Below are 17,753 nucleotides of genomic sequence, written 5' to 3' on the forward strand. Positions count from 1 at the left end.
CCTTTTCTATTTGTAGCCGATGTGGGTCGAGAACTCGGCGACCACGAGGCTCCATAGGCCCATCTGCGAGGCCAGGTAGTCCGGCGTTACGCCTTTGACCAGATCGAGGTCCATTTCCACGGCGGCGTCTTGCACTTCATCGAGATAGGCGCGGCCAAAGCGCTTGTCGCGGTTCCAGTCATTGATGACCGCAATCGTCGGCTTGGTCCCACCAAAGCCGGCATAGAAGTTGAGGTCTTCGCAGGCTGCATTGTTGGTGCAGTTCTTGAAATAGATCTGGTAGCCGAGATCGCCAATTTTGCCGTCGATCAGAGGGTCGCCATTGGGCTGAGCGGCTAGGGTCGCGGTACCCAGCAGTTTGGCCGCATCAAGAATGGCTCCGGTATCGGACCCGGTCAGCAATGTATGGGCCTGCGCCGAGAGGGTCATTGCGAGCGCCATCGCTGCGCCGGCAATAGTTGGCATGAGCTTCATGGCATTCTCCCTTGTGCTTCAGCGATGGACGAAGACCTGTCAGGCGTGCTTTTCAGTTAATTTGGCGATCCTACACAATTGGCCGGTGCAGAGAAGCCTCGGCATGGATGGTCGAGGCGGGCGGGGAATGGCTTGTCGTTTTGCCGTTCATCTTCGGAAAAGCATTGCAAGTCCCTGCATGGCTCGGGCGCGGCTTTTTCATGAAAGAATCCTTGACGGCTGGGCGAGTCGGTTCTAAACAGCGCCTACCTAAGCGGTCGGTCGTGAATGTCATACCGGGTACCTGCCATCGTGTGCGGGCATCCAGGACACTCAAACACACTGTCGGGTAACTAGACGAAGCAAATCCTTGTGCGCATGACTGCTCATTTACGTGGGTGGTCCGCTGCAATTAAGGCGCCGCCGCACCCTTTGCTGGGTTCGGATGAGCGCCGTTTTGGTTTGTTTCGATAGACCGCAATGAATTTTGGACGATGGAAAGAGCGCAATGCCCACCATTAATCAGCTGATCCGCAAACCACGCGCCAGCAAGCCAAAGCGGAACAAGGTTCCGGCCATGGAAGCAAATCCACAGAAGCGTGGCGTTTGCTCTCGTGTTTATACGACGACTCCGAAGAAGCCAAACTCGGCTCTCCGCAAGGTTGCCAAGGTTCGTCTGACGAACTCGCGCGAAGTCATTTCGTATATTCCGGGCGAAGGCCACAACCTGCAGGAACACTCCGTGGTCCTGATCCGTGGCGGCCGTGTTCGCGACCTTCCGGGTGTTCGCTATCACGTGCTCCGCGGTGTCCTTGACACGCAGAGCGTCAAGGACCGCAAACAGCGCCGGTCCAAGTACGGCGCGAAGCGTCCTAAGTAAGGAGATCGAGATATGTCCCGTCGTCACCGCGCAGAAAAACGCGACGTTATCCCGGACGCCAAGTATGGCGATCTGGTCCTTACCAAGTTCATGAATTCTCTCATGAAGGACGGCAAGAAGTCGTCGGCCGAAAGCATCGTCTATGGTGCCTTCGACATCGTCGAAGCCAAGGTCAAGCAGAACCCGGTCGAAGTGTTCCACACTGCGCTCGAAAACATCCGCCCGTCGGTTGAAGTTCGTTCGCGCCGCGTTGGTGGTGCTACATACCAGGTTCCGGTTGAAGTCCGTACCGATCGTCAGCAGGCCCTGGCTATTCGCTGGCTGATCGAATCTGCCCGCAAACGCGGCGAGAACACCATGCGTGAGCGCCTGTCGGGCGAACTCATGGACGCTCTCAATGGCCGCGGTCAGGCCGTCAAGAAGCGCGAAGATACGCACCGTATGGCTGACGCCAACCGTGCCTTCTCGCACTACCGCTGGTAGTAGGAGCGCCCCATGGCACGCGAATACCCAATCCCGCTGTATCGTAACTTCGGCATCATGGCTCACATCGATGCTGGCAAGACGACCACGACCGAACGCATTCTGTACTATACCGGCAAGTCCCATAAGATCGGCGAAGTCCACGACGGCGCCGCGACCATGGACTGGATGGAGCAGGAGCAGGAACGCGGCATCACGATTACGTCGGCTGCCACCACGACCTTCTGGAAGGACCGTGACGGCGTCCAGCACCGCTTCAACATCATCGACACACCCGGCCACGTGGACTTCACCATTGAAGTCGAGCGTTCGCTGCGAGTGCTCGACGGTGCTGTCGCACTGCTCGATGCTAACGCCGGCGTAGAGCCCCAGACCGAAACGGTCTGGCGCCAGGCTGACAAGTATAATGTTCCGCGTCTCATCTTCGTGAACAAGATGGACAAGATCGGCGCCGATTTTTATCGCTGCGTCGAGATGGTCGGTTCGCGCCTCGGCGCCAAGGCCGTTCCTGTCCAGTTGCCGATCGGTGCCGAGACCGAATTCAAGGGCGTCGTCGATCTGATCGAGATGAACGCTCTGGTATGGCGCAACGAAGAGTTGGGCGCGCAGTGGGACGTCGTCGAGATTCCGGAAGACCTCAAGGCTAACGCCATGAAGTACCGTGAGCAGATGATCGAGGCTGCCGTCGAACTCGACGACGACGCGATGACTGCTTACCTGAACGGCGACCTGCCGAACAACGACACCATCCGTCGACTGCTCCGTCGCGGCACGATCGATGCCAAGTTCTTCCTGGTCTTCGCTGGCTCTGCCTTCAAGAACAAGGGCGTTCAGCCCTTGCTCGATGGCGTTATCGACTTCCTGCCGTCCCCGGCAGACGTTCCGGCTATCAAGGGCATCGATGCTCGTACGGAAGCGCCGATCGAGCGTCATGCTGACGACAAGGAGCCGCTGGCCATGCTGGCGTTCAAGATCGCCAACGATCCGCACATGGGTACGCTGACGTTCTGTCGCATCTACTCGGGCCAGCTCGAGCAAGGTATGATGATCGAGAATACGGTCAAGGAAAAGCGCGAGCGCGTTGGTCGTCTGTTCCAGATGCATGCCAATAGCCGTGAGCAGATCACGGAAGCCTTTGCTGGTGACATCGTCGCCATCGTCGGCCTCAAGGACACCACGACGGGCGATACGCTTTGCGCTTCGAACGCCCAGGTTATTCTTGAACGCATGATCTTCCCGGAACCGGTTATCGACATCTCGGTGGAGCCGAAGTCCAAGGCCGATCAGGAAAAGATGGGCCTCGCGCTCAATCGTCTTGCTGCCGAAGATCCCTCGTTCCGCGTCAAGACCGACGAAGAATCAGGCCAGACCATTATTTCTGGCATGGGCGAGCTTCATCTCGACATCCTCGTCGACCGTATGCGTCGCGAGTTCAAGGTCGAGGCCAATATCGGCCAGCCGCAGGTTGCGTATCGCGAAACCATCACCAAGCCTGCGAGCGTGGACTATACCCACAAGAAACAGTCTGGTGGTTCGGGCCAGTTTGCTCGCGTCAAGCTCAGCATTGAGCCTGGCGAAGTCGGCAAGGGTCTGGAATTCGTGAACGCCATCGTCGGCGGTTCGGTGCCCAAGGAATACATCCCGGGTGTCGAAAAGGGCGTGAAGTCGGTTATGCCATCTGGCCCGTTGATCGGTTTCCCGATCGTGGACGTCAAGGTGACGTTGACCGAAGGCGCCTACCACGATGTCGACTCCTCGGTTCTGGCCTTCGAAATCGCTGGTCGTGCCGGGTTCAACGAAGCACTTCGCAAGGCGACTCCGAAGATCCTCGAGCCGATCATGAAGGTTGAAGTTGTCACACCAGAAGACTACATGGGCGATGTCATCGGCGACCTCAATTCGCGTCGTGGTCAGATTCACGGCACTGAAGGCCGTGGCATCCTCCAAGTCGTGAATGCTTACGTGCCACTCGCGAACATGTTCGGTTACGTGAACTCTCTGCGCTCGATGAGCCAGGGTCGTGCACAATACTCGATGACGTTCGATCATTACGAGCAGGTGCCGCAGGCCGTCGCCGACGAAGTCCAGGCCAAATACGCCTAAACAACAAACTGAAACTCAAGGTTGGCCGCAGGGCTAACGAATACGGAGAGAAGCCATGGGCAAGGAAAAGTTTTCCCGCAATAAGCCTCACTGCAACATCGGCACCATTGGTCACGTTGACCATGGCAAGACCTCGCTGACCGCAGCGATCACCAAGGTGCTGGCTGAAACCGGTGGCGCGACCTTCAAGGCGTACGACCAGATCGACGCTGCCCCTGAAGAGAAGGCACGCGGCATCACCATCAACACAGCTCACGTCGAGTACGAGACGGCTAACCGTCACTACGCTCACGTGGACTGCCCAGGCCACGCCGATTATGTGAAGAACATGATCACCGGCGCTGCCCAGATGGACGGCGCGATCCTTGTCGTGTCGGCCGCTGACGGCCCGATGCCACAGACCCGCGAGCACATCCTGCTCGCTCGTCAGGTTGGCGTTCCTGCGCTGGTCGTGTTCCTGAACAAGTGCGACATGGTCGACGATCCGGAACTGCTCGAACTCGTTGAGATGGAAGTGCGCGAGCTGCTTTCGTCCTACGAATATCCCGGCGACGACATCCCGGTCATCAAGGGTTCGGCTCTGGCCGCTCTCGAAGACTCGGATCGCAAGCTTGGCCACGACTCAGTTGTCGAGCTGATGGCTGCTGTCGATGCGTACATTCCGCAGCCGGCTCGTCCGCTGGACCTGCCGTTCCTGCTCCCGATCGAAGACGTGTTCTCGATCTCGGGTCGCGGTACTGTGGTTACCGGCCGTGTCGAACGCGGCATCGTCAAGGTTGGCGAAGAAGTCGAAATCGTCGGCATCAAGGCAACCCAGAAGACCACCGTTACCGGTGTCGAAATGTTCCGCAAGCTGCTCGATTCGGGCCAGGCTGGCGACAACGTCGGCGCACTGATCCGCGGTATTGATCGCACTCAGGTTGAGCGCGGCCAGGTTCTCTGCAAGCCAGGTTCGGTTAACCCGCACACCGACTTCACCGCTGAAGTCTATATCCTGACCAAGGAAGAAGGCGGTCGCCACACTCCGTTCTTCGGCAACTACCGTCCCCAGTTCTACTTCCGTACCACGGACGTGACCGGTATCGTGACGCTGCCAGAAGGCACCGAGATGGTGATGCCTGGCGACAACCTGAACATCAACGTTCAGCTGATCGTGCCGATCGCCATGGAAGAGAAGCTCCGCTTCGCTATCCGTGAAGGTGGCCGTACCGTTGGTTCGGGCGTCGTTGCTTCGATCCTGAAGTAAGCTTTTTTTGACAAATTCGCGGCGCGCGAGATGCGCGCCGTGATCCATTTTCGTCAGGATTTAAAAGATGACCGGTCAGAATATTCGCATCCGCCTCAAGGCGTTTGACCATCGCGTTCTCGACGCTTCGACCCGTGAGATCGTGTCGACGGCCAAGCGTACAGGCGCGCAGGTTCGCGGCCCGATCCCGCTGCCGACGCGAATCGAAAAGTTTACCGTGAACCGCTCGCCGCACATCGACAAGAAGTCGCGCGAGCAGTTCGAAATTCGGACCCACAAGCGTCTGCTTGACATTGTGGACCCGACACCTCAGACGGTGGACGCACTCATGAAGCTCGATCTCGCCGCCGGCGTCGACGTCGAAATCAAGCTCTAAATAGCGAGTTTCCGCGCTCACCAGAAAAAGGGTCCTCTGAAACCATGACCCGGTGCAGCGCCAAAGAGAAGGTAATAACCAGATGCGTTCTGGATTGATCGCACAGAAGCTGGGCATGACCCGCATATTCACAGCGGACGGCTCGCACGTCCCAGTGACCGTGCTGGAACTGCAGAACTGCCAGGTGGTAGGCCAGCGGACCGCGGATAGGGATGGCTACGTTGCTCTGCAGCTTGGCGCAGGCCAGGCTAAAGTGAAGAACACGACCAAGGCAGAGCGCGGCCAATTCGCCGTCGCCAAGGTCGAGCCGAAGCGTCACGTCGCGGAATTCCGCGTCGACGAAGCCAACCTCATTGAGGTCGGCGCTACGCTGCAGGCGGACCATTTCGTCGAAGGCCAGCTGGTGGATGTCACCGGCACTTCGATCGGCAAGGGTTTTGCTGGCGGTATGAAGCGCTGGAACTTCGGCGGCCTGCGTGCAACGCATGGCGTGTCCGTTTCGCACCGTTCGATCGGTTCTACCGGTGGTCGTCAGGACCCTGGTAAGACCTTCAAGAACAAGAAGATGCCGGGCCATATGGGCGATCGTCGCATCACCACGCAGAACGTCAAGGTCGTCAAGACCGACGTGGAACGTGGCCTGATCATGGTCCAGGGTTCGGTTCCCGGCTCCAAGGGTGCCTGGATTCAGATCAAGGACGCGGTAAAGAAGCCAGCTCCGCAGGGCGCTGCTTTCCCGGGCTCGTTCAAGGCCGCCGCTGATGTCGCGGGGGAAGGTAACTAAATGGAACTCAAGGTCACAACCCTCGACGGCGCAGCCGCTGGCACCATCCAGCTTGCTGACGATGTCTTCGGTCTGGAAGTCCGCCAGGACATCCTGCACCGCATGGTTCGCTACCAGCAGCTCAAGGCAATGTCCGGCACGCACGATGTTAAGAATCGTTCGGAAGGCGTTCGCACCGGCAAGAAGTTCAAGAAGCAAAAGGGCGGCGGCGCTCGTCATGGCGATCGCAAGGCTCCACAGTTCCGTGGTGGTGGCCGTGCATTCGGTCCGACCCCGCGTAGCCATGCTATCGACCTTCCCAAGAAGGTTCGCGCTTTGGCGCTGAAGCATGCGCTGTCGTCCAAGGTTAAGTCCGGCTCGCTTATCGTCATCGATAACGTGTCCCAGACGATCGGCAAGACTGCTGCCCTGCGCACCACTTTCGGCAAGCTCGAATGGCTGAATGCGCTGATCATCGATGGTGCTGTCGTCGACCAGAACTTCGCTCTGGCCGCGCGCAACATTCCGCATATCGACGTGTTGCCGGTGCAGGGGATCAACGTTGTGTCGATCCTCAAGCGCGACAAGCTCGTCCTGACCAAGGCAGCGCTTGAAGCGCTGGAAGCGAGGTTCGCATGAACAAGCTCAGCGCTTACGACATCGTTCGTAACCCCGTCGTGACTGAAAAGTCGACGATGGCTTCGGAACATAACCAGGTCGTTTTCGACGTGGCGATTGATGCCAACAAGACCGATATCAAGGCTGCCGTCGAGCAGCTGTTCTCGGTCAAGGTCAAGGCAGTGAACACCCTGGTCCGCAAGGGCAAGGTGAAGCGCTTCCGTGGCAAGATTGGCACGCGCAACGACGTCAAAAAGGCGATCGTGACCCTCGTCGACGGCCAGTCGATCGATATTTCGACCGGCCTCTAAGGGATAAGAGACAGCAAAATGGCTCTAAAAACTTACAACCCTACTTCCGAAGGCCGTCGTCAGCTCGTTACGACTGACCGCTCGGAACTCTGGAAGGGCAAGCCGGTCAAGACATTGACCGAAGGCCTTTCCAAGTCCGGTGGCCGCAATAACCGCGGTCGCATCACCTCGTTCCATCGTGGTGGCGGACACAAGCGCACCTATCGCATGATCGACTTCAAGCGGGTCAAGTTTGACCAGGTTGGGACGATCGAGCGCCTGGAGTATGATCCCAACCGTACGGCTTGGATCGCTCTGGTGAAGTACGAAGATGGCGAACTCGCCTACATCGTAGCTCCCCAGCGCCTTGGCGCCGGCGACAAGGTCATCTCGTCGATGAATACTGTCGACGTGAAGCCAGGCAATACGATGCCGCTCGAACGCATGCCGGTCGGTACGATCGTGCACAACATCGAGCTCAAGCCCCGCAAGGGTGGGCAGGTCGCCCGTTCGGCTGGTGCTTATGCCCAGTACGTCGGTCGTGACCAGGGTTGGGCGATCCTCCGCCTGAACTCGGGCGAACAGCGCCGCGTGCATGGCACTTGCCTTGCAACCGTCGGTGCCGTTTCGAACCAGGATCACTCGAACACTTCGCTCGGCAAGGCCGGTCGTAGTCGTTGGCTCGGTCGCAAGCCCGTCAACCGCGGCGTGACCATGAACCCGGTCGATCACCCGCACGGTGGTGGTGAAGGCCGTACTTCTGGTGGCCGTCATCCGGTTACGCCATGGGGCAAGCCGACCAAGGGTAAGAAGACCCGCAGCAACAAGGCAACGGACAAGTTCATCGTTCGCAGCCGTCACGTGAAGAAGGGCAGGTAAGCCATGACCCGTTCAATCTGGAAGGGGCCGTTCGTCGACGGCTACATGCTCAAGAAGGCCGAGAAGGCCCTCACGTCCGGTCGCAGCGATGTGATCAAGATCTGGAGCCGCCGCTCGACCATCCTGCCACAGTTCGTTGGTGTCACCTTCGGTGTTCACAACGGTCACAAGCACATCCCGGTCAACGTCACTGAAGACATGATCGGCCACAAGTTCGGCGAATTCGCACCGACCCGTACATACTACGGTCATGCCGCCGACAAGAAGGCCAAGAGGAAGTAAGATGGGCAAGCCAAAAACCCAGCGCGCGCTTGCGGACAATGAAGCCAAGGCTGTGCTGCGCATGTTGCGCATCAGCCCACAGAAGCTCAACCTTCTGGCCCAGTTGATCCGTGGCAAGAAGGTCGAGAAGGCTCTGGCCGAACTCGAGTTCAGCCACAAGCGTATCTCCGGCCAGGTGAAGAAGGTGCTCGAGAGCGCCATCGCCAATGCCGAGAACAACCATGGCCTCGACACCGACACTCTCGTCGTTGCTGAAGCCTTTGTTGGTAATTCGCTTGTAATGAAGCGTTTCACCGCTCGCGGCCGTGGCCGGTCGTCGCAGATCCAGAAGCCATTCGCGCATCTGACGATCATCGTTCGGCAAGTTGAGGAGGCCGCATAATGGGCCAGAAAATCAATCCAATCGGCTTCCGCCTCGGTATCAACCGTACATGGGACAGCCGTTGGTACGCCAACAAGGGCGAATACGGCAATCTGCTCCAGGAAGACCTGAAGATCCGCACGATGCTGCTGGAGGACCTCAAGGCCGCCGCAGTGTCCAAGATCGTCATCGAGCGTCCGCATCGCAAGTGCCGCGTGTCGATCCACACTGCTCGTCCGGGCATCGTGATCGGCAAGAAGGGCGCAGACATCGACAAGATCCGCGCCAAGGTGAAGAAGTTCACCGAGAGCGAAGTGCACATCAACATCGTTGAAGTGCGCAAGCCGGAAACCGATGCGACACTGGTTGCCCAGGGCATTGCCCAGCAGCTGGAACGCCGCGTGGCTTTCCGTCGTGCCATGAAGCGTTCGGTGCAGACCGCAATGCGCATGGGCGCTGGCGGCATCCGCGTTAACGTAGGTGGTCGTCTTGGTGGTGCCGATATCGCTCGTACCGAATGGTACCGCGAAGGTCGGGTTCCGCTGCACACGCTGCGCGCTGATATCGACTACGGCACTGCCGAAGCCGCTACCACGTACGGCATCATCGGTATCAAGGTCTGGGTGTTCAAGGGCGAAGTCCTTGAGCATGATCCCACTGCACACGAGCGTCGTGCGACCGAAGGTAACGAGGGTGGCCAGCGCCAGGAACGCAGTGAGCGTGGCCCCCGTCCTGATCGCGGTGACCGCGATCGCGATCGCGCATAAGAAAGTTAGTTCATTATGCTGCAACCTAAGAAGACCAAGTTCCGCAAGGCCCACAAGGGCCGTATCCATGGCGTTGCCAAGGGCGGTACCGATCTGGCATTTGGCCAGTATGCCTTGAAGGCGACCGAACCCGAGCGCGTTACTGCTCGCCAGATCGAAGCGGCTCGCCGCGCGATCACCCGCGAAATGAAGCGTCAGGGCCGTGTTTGGATCCGTATTTTCCCGGATCTGCCGGTCACCAAGAAGCCGACCGAAGTTCGTATGGGTAAGGGCAAGGGTTCTGTTGAACTCTGGGCCGCCCGCGTGAAGCCCGGTCGTATCGTATTCGAGATCGACGGCGTCCCCGAGGACGTCGCCAAGGAAGCTCTGCGCCTCGGCGCTATGAAGCTCCCGATCATGACGCGGGTTGTCACCCGCATTGCCGACTAAGGACAACGAGCATGAAAGCCAGTGATGTGCGGAGCAAGACCGCAGACGAACTGAAGGACCAGCTCGTCGACCTCAAAAAAGAACAGTTCAACCTGCGTTTCCAGCGTGCTACCCAGCAGCTTGAAAAGCCGGCCCAGGTGAAGTCGGTCCGCCGCGATATCGCGCGGATCAAGACTATACTTGGCGAAAAGAACGCAGCGAAGTAAGGAGCCGCGACCATGCCAAAGCGCGTTTTGCAGGGGACTGTGGTCTCCGACGCCAATGATAAGACGGTCGTGGTGCGCGTTGAGCGCCGCTTCACGCATCCGGTAATGAAGAAGACTGTTCGCCGGTCCAAGAAGTACCATGCTCATGACGAGGCCAATCTGGCCAAGATCGGGCAGGTAGTCTGGATCGAAGAATGTGCGCCGATTTCCAAGAACAAGCGCTGGACGCTGGTTCTGGGTGCGGCTCAGGAAGGTGCTGCGCCATGATCCAGATGCAATCCAATCTCGACGTGGCGGATAATTCCGGCGCAAAGCGTGTCATGTGCATCAAGGTACTCGGCGGTTCGCACCGCAAGTATGCTTCGGTCGGCGATATCATCGTCGTGTCCGTCAAGGATGCCATTCCGCGCGGTCGTGTCAAGAAGGGCCAGGTCATGAAGGCCGTGGTCGTTCGCACCGCGTTCGACATCCGTCGTCCCGATGGCACCGTGATCCGCTTCGACAAGAATGCCGCGGTTCTGATCAACAATCAGAAAGAGCCAATCGGCACCCGCATCTTCGGACCGGTTCCGCGCGAGCTTCGCGCCAAGAACCACATGAAGATCATTTCGCTCGCACCCGAGGTGCTGTAATGGCTGCCAAGATCAAGAAGGGCGATAAGGTCGTCGTCCTCACTGGCAAGGACAAGGGCAAATCTGGCCAGGTCCTGTCGGTTATTCCGACCGAAACCAAGGCACTGGTTCAGGGTATCAACCTTGTGAAGCGCCACACCAAGCAGACCGCGTCGACCGATGCCGGCATCTTCACCAAGGAAGCGCCGATCCACCTGTCGAACCTCGCGATCGCCGACAAGGATGGCAAGCCGTCCCGCGTTGGTTTCCAGATCAAGGACGGCGTCAAGACGCGCGTCGCCAAGTCGACCGGAGATTCGATCGATGGCTGAGACAGCTTACGTTCCGCGTCTTCGTACTGAATACGAAGACAACATTCGCAAGGTTCTGCAGGAGCAGTTCTCCTACACTAACGTCATGCAGCTGCCCAAGCTCGACAAGATCGTCCTGAACATGGGCGTTGGCGAAGCCGTCAACGACACCAAGAAGGTCAAGACGGCCGCGTCGGAAATGGAAAAGATCGCCGGCCAGAAGCCGATCATCACTTACGCTCGTAAGTCGATCGCTGGTTTCAAGGTGCGTGAAGAAATGCCGCTCGGCGTAAAGGTCACGCTGCGTAGCACTCGCATGTACGAATTTCTCGACCGCCTGGTGAATATTGCATTGCCGCGCGTTCGCGATTTCCGCGGGCTGAACCCGAACTCCTTCGACGGCCGTGGCAATTATGCTATGGGCATCAAGGAACACATCATTTTCCCCGAAATCGACTATGATCAGATCGATCAGGTTTGGGGTATGGACATCGTGATCACCACGACCGCGAAGTCCGATGATGAAGCTCGTGCACTGCTCAAGGCATTCAACTTCCCGTTCCGCGCGTAAGCGGGCAGGGAAGGGACAGAGGATCAGGATATGGCAAAGACCAGCTCCATCGAAAAGAACAATAGGCGTGCAGCGCTCGTCAAGCAGTATGCTGGCAAGCGCGCCGCTCTCAAGGCACAGACCAAGGATCAGTCGATCCCGGCCGATCAGCGCTTCGCAGCCCAGCTCAAGCTGGCCGAACTGCCGCGCAATTCTGCCAAGGTTCGTGTGCGTAACCGCTGCGAAGTTTCGGGTCGTCCCCGTGGCTTCTACCGCAAGCTGAAGCTGAGCCGTATTGCTCTGCGTCAGCTGGGTAACCTGGGTCAGATCCCGGGTCTTGTGAAGTCGAGCTGGTAAGGAGAAACCAAGATGAGCTTTTCCGATCCTATCGGCGACATGCTGACCCGTATCCGCAACGCCCAGATGCGTCGCAAGAATTCCGTTTCGACTCCTGCATCGACCCTTCGTGGTCGCGTGCTGGATGTTCTCCAGTCCGAGGGTTTTATCCGCGGCTACTCGGAGACCAAGTTCGAAAACGGTGCTTCCGAATACGAGATCGAACTCAAGTATTCGGATAATGAAGCCGTCATCCGCACGATCGAGCGCGTTTCGCGTCCCGGCCGTCGCGTCTATGCATCCGTCAAGAATATTCCTCAGGTTGCCAATGGCCTCGGTGTTTCGATCCTCTCCACCCCCAAGGGTGTGATGGCCGATCACGAAGCCAAGGCTGCCAATGTTGGTGGCGAGGTACTCTGCCGCGTGTTCTAAGGCCATTGGCCTTGGATCCGCTGTAAGACGATTACTCAAGGATTGAACTAGAATGTCACGTACTGGCAAGAAACCGGTTCCACCGGTTAGCGGTGTTACGATTACGATCAATGGTCGTACCGTCACCGCGAAGGGCCCCAAGGGCGAGCTCAGCATCGATTTGATGGATGTCATCAATGTCGAAGAGACGTCTGAGGGCCTGGTGGTTACCCCCACCAATGACACCAAATTTGCTCGCGCCGCTTGGGGTACTACCCGCGCGCTGCTGCAGAACATCGTTACTGGCGTTTCGGCAGGCTTTGAAAGGCGGCTGGCGATCCAGGGCGTTGGTTATCGCGCTGCGCTGCAGGGCAAGGACATCAAGCTGTCGCTTGGTTTCAGCCACGAAGTGATCTATCAGGCCCCAGCCGGCATTACGCTGGCGGTGCCTGCACCGACCGAAATCATCATTACTGGTGCTGACAAGCAGCAGGTTGGCCAGGTTGCGGCGAACATTCGCGCATGGCGCAAGCCGGAGCCCTACAAGGGCAAGGGTGTGCGGTACCTGGGCGAACAGGTCTTCCGCAAAGAAGGCAAGAAGAAGTAAGGAGCGCCTGCAATGGCTATCAGTGCAAAAGGTGCGGACCGCCGCAAGGCTCGTGTCCGCAAGGCGCTCAAGGCTCGTGCCTTCGGTCGTCCCCGTCTGTCGGTTTTCCGTTCGGACAAGAATATCTACGCCCAGATCATCGACGACGCGACCGGCCGTACGCTGGCCGCTGCTTCGACACTCGACAAGGACATTAAGTCCTCCGTCAAGAACGGCGCAACCGCCGAAGCCGCTGCAACGATCGGCAAGCTGATCGCCGAGCGCGGCACCAAGGCCGGCATCGCTGAAGTGATCTTCGATCGTGGCGCTTACATCTATCATGGCCGTGTAAAGGCCCTTGCAGACGCTGCCCGTGAGGGCGGCCTGCAGTTCTAGACACGGACAAGGAAAGAAACATTATGAGCAGAGACGTTCAAGAACGCGACAGCGAATTCGTCGATCGCCTGGTCCACATCAATCGTGTGGCCAAGGTGGTCAAGGGCGGCCGTCGTTTCGGTTTCGCTGCACTCGTCGTCGTTGGCGACCAGAAGGGCCGCGTTGGCTTTGGTCACGGTAAGGCCCGCGAAGTTCCAGAAGCCATCCGCAAGGCTACCGAGGCTGCAAAGCGCACCATGATCCGCGTGCCGCTGCGCGACGCGCGTACGCTGCACCACGACGTGCAGGGTCGCCATGGCGCCGGCAAGGTCATTCTGCGTGCAGCCGTCCCAGGCACCGGCATCATTGCCGGTGGTCCGATGCGCGCTGTGTTCGAAACGCTTGGCATCAACGATATCGTTGCCAAGTCACAGGGCACTGCCAATCCGTACAACATGGTTCGGGCCACTTTCGATGCGCTGAAGCGCGTCGATAGCCCTCGCTCGGTTGCTTCCCGCCGTGGCCTCAAGGTTTCGGAACTGCAGGCTCGCCGCGGCGAGACTGCGGTCGAAGCTTGATCGCTCAGGTCAGGAGATAAATCATGGCTGAAAAGAAAACCCTTATCGTCAAGCAGATCGGTTCGCCGATCCGCCGTGACAAGGTGCAGCGCGCGACCCTGATCGGTCTCGGGCTCAACAAGATGAACAAAGAGCGCGAGCTAATCGATACGCCCGAAGTGCGCGGCATGATCAACAAGCTCCCGCATCTCGTCCGCGTAATCGGCGAGTAAGAGGGAAGTCGATCAATGACCCGTTTGAATGAACTCCGGGACAATCCCGGCGCCAACAAGATCCGTATTCGCGTCGGTCGCGGCATCGGTTCCGGCAAGGGCAAGACCGGTGGTCGTGGCGGCAAGGGGCAGACTGCACGCTCCGGTGTTGCTATCAACGGCTTCGAAGGCGGTCAGATGCCCCTTCACATGCGTATGCCAAAGCGCGGCTTCAATGCCTACAATCCAGGCGACTGGAATGAAGTTCGCATCGACCGCATCCAGGCTTATATCGACTCTGGAAAGCTTGATGCCAAGGCAGTGATCGACGCAGCAGCGCTGATTGCTGCCCGCGTGATCCGTCGTCCCAAGGACGGCGTTCGTCTGATCGGCGGCGCAGGTCTCACCACCCAGAAGGTGTCCTTCAAGGTGGACTACGCGACCAAGGGTGCTGCCGCTGCCATCGAAGCAGTGGGTGGTCAGGTTGAGCTCATCCCGGTCAAGGCACCGTGGAAGAAGACTCCTTACGCCGGCTAAGTCCGACGACATTGCGCATCCGGCCTTCATGGCCGGGTGCGCTTTTTTGGTTTGTTGCGTTAGGGGCGCAGATGCATACGCTCCCGAAGCGCTCCGAGCGCACCTGGCATTGAAGCCATAGGGAGCGATACATGGCGTCCGCAGCCGAACAGCTGGCACGTAATCTGAATTTTTCGACCTTTTCCAAGGCGAAGGCTCTGCAGCAGCGCATCTGGTTCACACTGGGCGCGCTGCTCGTCTATCGTCTGGGCACGTTCATTCCCGTCCCGGGCATCGACCCAGATGCATTCCGCGCGACGTTTGAGCAGAGCCAGCAGGGCATCATCGGGATGTTCAACATGTTCTCCGGCGGTGCCGTCGAGCGCATGGCGATCTTTGCCCTCAACCTGATCCCCTACATTACCGCGTCAATAGTGGTGCAGGTCATTTCCACCGCTTCTCCGCGTCTCGAGCAGATGAAGAAGGAGGGTGGCGAAGCCGGTCGTCGCAAGATGAACCAGTACACCCGCTACCTTGCAGTGGTGTTTTGCGCCGTGCAGGCCTACGGCATTGCCGTCGGTCTCGAAGCGAGCCAGGGCGTTGTGCTCAATCCGGGCTGGTTCTTCCGTGTCTCGACCGTTATCACCCTCGTGGGTGGCACTATGTTCCTGATGTGGCTGGGCGAGCAGATTACCGCCCGTGGCGTTGGTAACGGCATTTCGCTGATCATCTTCGCCGGTATCGTGGCAAATCTCCCCACGACCGTCGCCCAGACGCTTGAACTCAGCCGTACGGGTGCCATTCCGGGCATTGCCGGCCTTGGCATGCTGGTTCTGGCGCTGGTTGTCATAGGGGTCATCGTGTTCTTCGAACGCGCCCAGCGACGCCTGCTGATCCAGTATCCAAAGCGCCAGGTCGGCAACAAGATGTTTCAGGGCGACAGCTCGCATCTGCCGCTCAAGCTGAACACCTCCGGTGTTATTCCGGTGATTTTCGGTTCCTCGCTGCTGTTGCTGCCGGCTACCATTGCGTCGTTTGCGGCGCAGGGGAATGCTCCGCAGTGGTTGCAGGTGGTGACGGCTCTGCTGGGCCGCGGCCAGCCGCTCTATCTGGCGCTGTTCGCCTTCTTGATCATTTTCTTCGCCTTCTTCTATACGGCTATCGTGTTCAATCCGACCGAGACGGCCGATAACCTGAAGCGGTCTGGCGGTTTCATCCCTGGTATTCGTCCGGGTGAGCGTACCGCGCAACATATCGACTATGTGCTGACCCGCATCACGGTTATCGGTGCTCTGTACCTGACGTTCGTGGCGCTGATTCCCGAAGTGTTGTTCAGTCAGCTGGCCATCAGCCAGTTCATTGGCGGCACCTCGTTGCTGATCATGGTGACGGTCACCCTTGATACGGTCAGCCAGGTACAGAGCCATCTGATAGCTCAGCAGTATGAGGGACTCGTCAAGAAGTCCCGTCTTGGAGGAGGCAAGCGTCGATGAGGTTGATTTTGCTCGGACCGCCGGGAGCGGGGAAGGGGACGCAGGCCAAGATTTTGATCGAGGCTTATGGTATCCCCCAACTTTCTACTGGTGACATCCTGCGCTCCGCTATTCACGATCGTACGCCTCTTGGGCTGGCGGCCAAGGAAGTGATGGATCGTGGTGATCTGGTCTCCAACGATATCGTCAATGGTATCGTCTCGGACCGGCTCGACGCGGTCGACTGCAAGAGCGGTTTCATTCTCGACGGTTTCCCCCGCACCATAGGTCAGGCGGAAGCGCTTGACCGGATGCTGGCGGACAAGGGCATCAAGCTCGATGCTGTCATCGAGATGACTGCCGATGCCGACACGCTGGTGTCGCGGGTCATCAACCGCGCCAAGGAAAGCAATCGTCCGGATGACAATCCGGAAGTGATCCGCAAGCGCCTTGATGTCTACAAGAACGACACGGCTCCGCTAGTGGATTATTACCGTCAGCAGGGCCTGGTTAAGACCGTCGACGGTATGGATCCGGTCGAGCAGGTCACGGCAGCGATCAGGGCTGCCATCGAGGCCTAGAATTTTGGCGCTTGACTTCGCGGTTGACTCCGCGGAATCGAGACCTTAAAGAACCGCTTCAGTCTCAAGGTTTTGGGCTGGATTCGGTTCCTCATAGAAGTTGGGGGTCGAATTCGGTCCCTTGTTGTTTACAGGCGCCAGCCGTGATGGTTCGCGCTGAATGAAGGAGAGCAGACGTGGCACGTATTGCTGGCGTCAATATCCCGACCAATAAGCGCGTAGTTATTGCGCTGCAGTATATCCACGGGATCGGCGACAAGTTCGCCGAGGAGATCTGCACCAAGGTTGGCATTCCGGTTGCGCGTCGTGTGAACGAGCTCACCGATGCCGAAGTCATCCAGATCCGTGAAGCTATCGACCGCGACTATGTCGTGGAAGGTGATCTTCGCCGTTCGGTGGCAATGAACATCAAGCGTCTGATGGATCTGGGCAACTACCGTGGCCTGCGTCATCGTCGTGGCCTTCCGGTCCGCGGCCAGCGCACTCACACCAATGCCCGTACCCGCAAGGGTCCCGCCAAGGCAATCGCCGGCAAGAAGAAGTAAGAACCCAAATCTCGGGTTCTTCGATGTAGCTGCTGGGGCATTTTGCTAACGGCAGCGCTAATATCGTTTTGAGGAATTAAATGGCTAAAGCTGAAGTCGCGCGCGTAAAGCGCAAGGAACGCAAGAATATCACTTCGGGCGTTGCCCACGTGAATGCTTCCTTCAACAACACCATGATCACCATCGCCGACATGCAGGGCAACACCATTGCCTGGTCTTCGTCGGGTGTGATGGGCTTCAAGGGCTCGCGCAAGTCGACCCCTTATGCGGCCCAGGTCGCTGCCGAAGATGCTGCCAAGAAGGCGCAGGAACACGGCATGAAGACTCTCGAAGTCGAAGTTCGCGGTCCGGGTTCGGGTCGTGAATCGGCGCTTCGTGCCCTGCAGGCTGCAGGCTTCAACGTCACATCGATCCGTGACGTTACCTCGATCCCGCACAATGGCTGCCGCCCGCGCAAGCGGCGCCGCGTCTAATTTAGACCGATTGAAGAGCTCTCGGCCGCAGAAGGCCGGGAGTCTTATTGCGTTTGCGGCGGAGCGGCTCGGGCTGGAGCC

30 protein-coding genes are annotated in these 17,753 nt (G+C 58.5%); 29 read left to right on the forward strand and 1 reads right to left on the reverse strand.

Features of this window, described 5'->3' with window-relative positions; all coding sequences use genetic code 11:
• Positions 1 to 6: 6 nt before the first annotated feature.
• Entirely contained in the window at positions 7 to 474 is a 468-nt protein-coding gene (locus tag WH91_RS20445) for a YbjN domain-containing protein (protein WP_052953019.1), read from the reverse strand.
• Positions 475 to 961: 487 nt separating this feature from the next.
• Between WH91_RS20445 and rpsL the strand changes: the two genes are divergently transcribed.
• From rpsL to rpsK, 29 genes are all read left to right on the forward strand, one after another.
• Positions 962 to 1,333 carry a 30S ribosomal protein S12 gene (rpsL, locus tag WH91_RS20450; RefSeq protein ID WP_046136734.1) on the forward strand — a complete coding sequence of 124 codons (372 nt, stop codon included), beginning with the start codon at positions 962 to 964 and terminating at the stop codon, positions 1,331 to 1,333.
• Positions 1,334 to 1,345: 12 nt separating this feature from the next.
• On the forward strand, positions 1,346 to 1,816 hold the full coding sequence (gene rpsG, locus WH91_RS20455; RefSeq protein WP_046172863.1) for a 30S ribosomal protein S7: 471 nt from the start codon (positions 1,346 to 1,348) through the stop codon (positions 1,814 to 1,816).
• 12 nt (positions 1,817 to 1,828) lie between these two features.
• A complete protein-coding gene (gene fusA, locus WH91_RS20460; RefSeq protein ID WP_046172864.1) occupies positions 1,829 to 3,919 on the forward strand; it encodes an elongation factor G in 2,091 nt (696 codons plus the stop codon).
• Positions 3,920 to 3,974: 55 nt separating this feature from the next.
• Positions 3,975 to 5,165: an elongation factor Tu gene (gene tuf / locus WH91_RS20465; RefSeq protein ID WP_046172865.1), complete on the forward strand. Its 1,191-nt coding sequence runs from the start codon at positions 3,975 to 3,977 to the stop codon at positions 5,163 to 5,165.
• Positions 5,166 to 5,232: 67 nt separating this feature from the next.
• Positions 5,233 to 5,541 carry a 30S ribosomal protein S10 gene (rpsJ, locus tag WH91_RS20470; RefSeq protein ID WP_046172866.1) on the forward strand — a complete coding sequence of 103 codons (309 nt, stop codon included), beginning with the start codon at positions 5,233 to 5,235 and terminating at the stop codon, positions 5,539 to 5,541.
• Between the two features lie 82 nt (positions 5,542 to 5,623).
• The gene (gene rplC / locus WH91_RS20475; protein WP_046172867.1) at positions 5,624 to 6,325 is read left to right on the forward strand and encodes a 50S ribosomal protein L3; all 702 of its coding nucleotides are present in this window, start codon (positions 5,624 to 5,626) and stop codon (positions 6,323 to 6,325) included.
• Positions 6,326 to 6,943, forward strand: coding sequence for a 50S ribosomal protein L4 (rplD, locus tag WH91_RS20480; RefSeq protein WP_046172868.1), 618 nt, complete (start codon positions 6,326 to 6,328; stop codon positions 6,941 to 6,943). It abuts the gene before it with no gap.
• Complete coding sequence (locus WH91_RS20485) at positions 6,940 to 7,233, forward strand: 50S ribosomal protein L23 (RefSeq protein ID WP_046172869.1); 294 nt, start codon at positions 6,940 to 6,942, stop codon at positions 7,231 to 7,233. Before rplD ends, WH91_RS20485 begins: the two co-directional genes overlap by 4 nt.
• 18 nt (positions 7,234 to 7,251) lie before the next feature.
• Positions 7,252 to 8,091, forward strand: a complete 840-nt coding sequence (gene rplB, locus WH91_RS20490) for a 50S ribosomal protein L2 (protein WP_046172870.1) — start codon at positions 7,252 to 7,254, stop codon at positions 8,089 to 8,091.
• Between the two features lie 3 nt (positions 8,092 to 8,094).
• Positions 8,095 to 8,373 carry a 30S ribosomal protein S19 gene (gene rpsS, locus WH91_RS20495; RefSeq protein ID WP_046172871.1) on the forward strand — a complete coding sequence of 93 codons (279 nt, stop codon included), beginning with the start codon at positions 8,095 to 8,097 and terminating at the stop codon, positions 8,371 to 8,373.
• A 1-nt stretch (position 8,374) separates the two neighbouring features.
• Positions 8,375 to 8,755, forward strand: coding sequence for a 50S ribosomal protein L22 (gene rplV, locus WH91_RS20500; protein ID WP_046172872.1), 381 nt, complete (start codon positions 8,375 to 8,377; stop codon positions 8,753 to 8,755).
• The gene (gene rpsC, locus WH91_RS20505) at positions 8,755 to 9,501 is read left to right on the forward strand and encodes a 30S ribosomal protein S3 (protein ID WP_046172873.1); all 747 of its coding nucleotides are present in this window, start codon (positions 8,755 to 8,757) and stop codon (positions 9,499 to 9,501) included. The genes rplV and rpsC overlap by 1 nt, the downstream gene beginning before the upstream one ends.
• A 15-nt stretch (positions 9,502 to 9,516) precedes the next feature.
• Positions 9,517 to 9,930 carry a 50S ribosomal protein L16 gene (gene rplP, locus WH91_RS20510; protein ID WP_046172874.1) on the forward strand — a complete coding sequence of 138 codons (414 nt, stop codon included), beginning with the start codon at positions 9,517 to 9,519 and terminating at the stop codon, positions 9,928 to 9,930.
• 11 nt (positions 9,931 to 9,941) lie between these two features.
• Entirely contained in the window at positions 9,942 to 10,136 is a 195-nt protein-coding gene (rpmC, locus tag WH91_RS20515; protein WP_046172875.1) for a 50S ribosomal protein L29, read from the forward strand.
• A 12-nt stretch (positions 10,137 to 10,148) separates the two neighbouring features.
• Positions 10,149 to 10,403 (forward strand): 30S ribosomal protein S17, encoded by a 255-nt coding sequence (gene rpsQ, locus WH91_RS20520; RefSeq protein ID WP_046172876.1) that lies wholly within the window; start codon positions 10,149 to 10,151, stop codon positions 10,401 to 10,403.
• Entirely contained in the window at positions 10,400 to 10,768 is a 369-nt protein-coding gene (rplN, locus tag WH91_RS20525) for a 50S ribosomal protein L14 (RefSeq protein WP_046138380.1), read from the forward strand. The genes rpsQ and rplN overlap by 4 nt, the downstream gene beginning before the upstream one ends.
• Entirely contained in the window at positions 10,768 to 11,079 is a 312-nt protein-coding gene (gene rplX, locus WH91_RS20530) for a 50S ribosomal protein L24 (protein ID WP_046172877.1), read from the forward strand. Before rplN ends, rplX begins: the two co-directional genes overlap by 1 nt.
• Complete coding sequence (gene rplE / locus WH91_RS20535) at positions 11,072 to 11,629, forward strand: 50S ribosomal protein L5 (protein ID WP_046172878.1); 558 nt, start codon at positions 11,072 to 11,074, stop codon at positions 11,627 to 11,629. Before rplX ends, rplE begins: the two co-directional genes overlap by 8 nt.
• Positions 11,630 to 11,659: 30 nt before the next feature.
• Positions 11,660 to 11,965, forward strand: a complete 306-nt coding sequence (gene rpsN / locus WH91_RS20540) for a 30S ribosomal protein S14 (RefSeq protein WP_046172879.1) — start codon at positions 11,660 to 11,662, stop codon at positions 11,963 to 11,965.
• Between the two features lie 12 nt (positions 11,966 to 11,977).
• Positions 11,978 to 12,376: a 30S ribosomal protein S8 gene (gene rpsH / locus WH91_RS20545; protein WP_046172880.1), complete on the forward strand. Its 399-nt coding sequence runs from the start codon at positions 11,978 to 11,980 to the stop codon at positions 12,374 to 12,376.
• A gap of 52 nt (positions 12,377 to 12,428) precedes the next feature.
• Complete coding sequence (gene rplF / locus WH91_RS20550) at positions 12,429 to 12,962, forward strand: 50S ribosomal protein L6 (protein WP_046172881.1); 534 nt, start codon at positions 12,429 to 12,431, stop codon at positions 12,960 to 12,962.
• 12 nt (positions 12,963 to 12,974) lie between these two features.
• Positions 12,975 to 13,337 (forward strand): 50S ribosomal protein L18, encoded by a 363-nt coding sequence (gene rplR / locus WH91_RS20555; RefSeq protein ID WP_046172882.1) that lies wholly within the window; start codon positions 12,975 to 12,977, stop codon positions 13,335 to 13,337.
• Positions 13,338 to 13,360: 23 nt separating this feature from the next.
• On the forward strand, positions 13,361 to 13,894 hold the full coding sequence (gene rpsE / locus WH91_RS20560) for a 30S ribosomal protein S5 (protein WP_046172883.1): 534 nt from the start codon (positions 13,361 to 13,363) through the stop codon (positions 13,892 to 13,894).
• 23 nt (positions 13,895 to 13,917) lie between these two features.
• The gene (gene rpmD / locus WH91_RS20565; protein ID WP_046172884.1) at positions 13,918 to 14,106 is read left to right on the forward strand and encodes a 50S ribosomal protein L30; all 189 of its coding nucleotides are present in this window, start codon (positions 13,918 to 13,920) and stop codon (positions 14,104 to 14,106) included.
• A gap of 15 nt (positions 14,107 to 14,121) precedes the next feature.
• On the forward strand, positions 14,122 to 14,622 hold the full coding sequence (rplO, locus tag WH91_RS20570; RefSeq protein ID WP_046172885.1) for a 50S ribosomal protein L15: 501 nt from the start codon (positions 14,122 to 14,124) through the stop codon (positions 14,620 to 14,622).
• 131 nt (positions 14,623 to 14,753) lie between these two features.
• On the forward strand, positions 14,754 to 16,094 hold the full coding sequence (gene secY / locus WH91_RS20575; protein WP_046172886.1) for a preprotein translocase subunit SecY: 1,341 nt from the start codon (positions 14,754 to 14,756) through the stop codon (positions 16,092 to 16,094).
• Entirely contained in the window at positions 16,091 to 16,654 is a 564-nt protein-coding gene (locus tag WH91_RS20580) for an adenylate kinase (protein ID WP_046172887.1), read from the forward strand. Before secY ends, WH91_RS20580 begins: the two co-directional genes overlap by 4 nt.
• 176 nt (positions 16,655 to 16,830) lie before the next feature.
• On the forward strand, positions 16,831 to 17,199 hold the full coding sequence (gene rpsM, locus WH91_RS20585) for a 30S ribosomal protein S13 (RefSeq protein WP_046172888.1): 369 nt from the start codon (positions 16,831 to 16,833) through the stop codon (positions 17,197 to 17,199).
• Between the two features lie 80 nt (positions 17,200 to 17,279).
• Positions 17,280 to 17,672, forward strand: a complete 393-nt coding sequence (rpsK, locus tag WH91_RS20590) for a 30S ribosomal protein S11 (RefSeq protein ID WP_046172889.1) — start codon at positions 17,280 to 17,282, stop codon at positions 17,670 to 17,672.
• Positions 17,673 to 17,753 lie beyond the last annotated feature (81 nt).

It is taken from the genome of Devosia psychrophila (assembly GCF_000971275.1).
GTDB classification, from domain to species: Bacteria; Pseudomonadota; Alphaproteobacteria; order Rhizobiales; family Devosiaceae; genus Devosia; species Devosia psychrophila.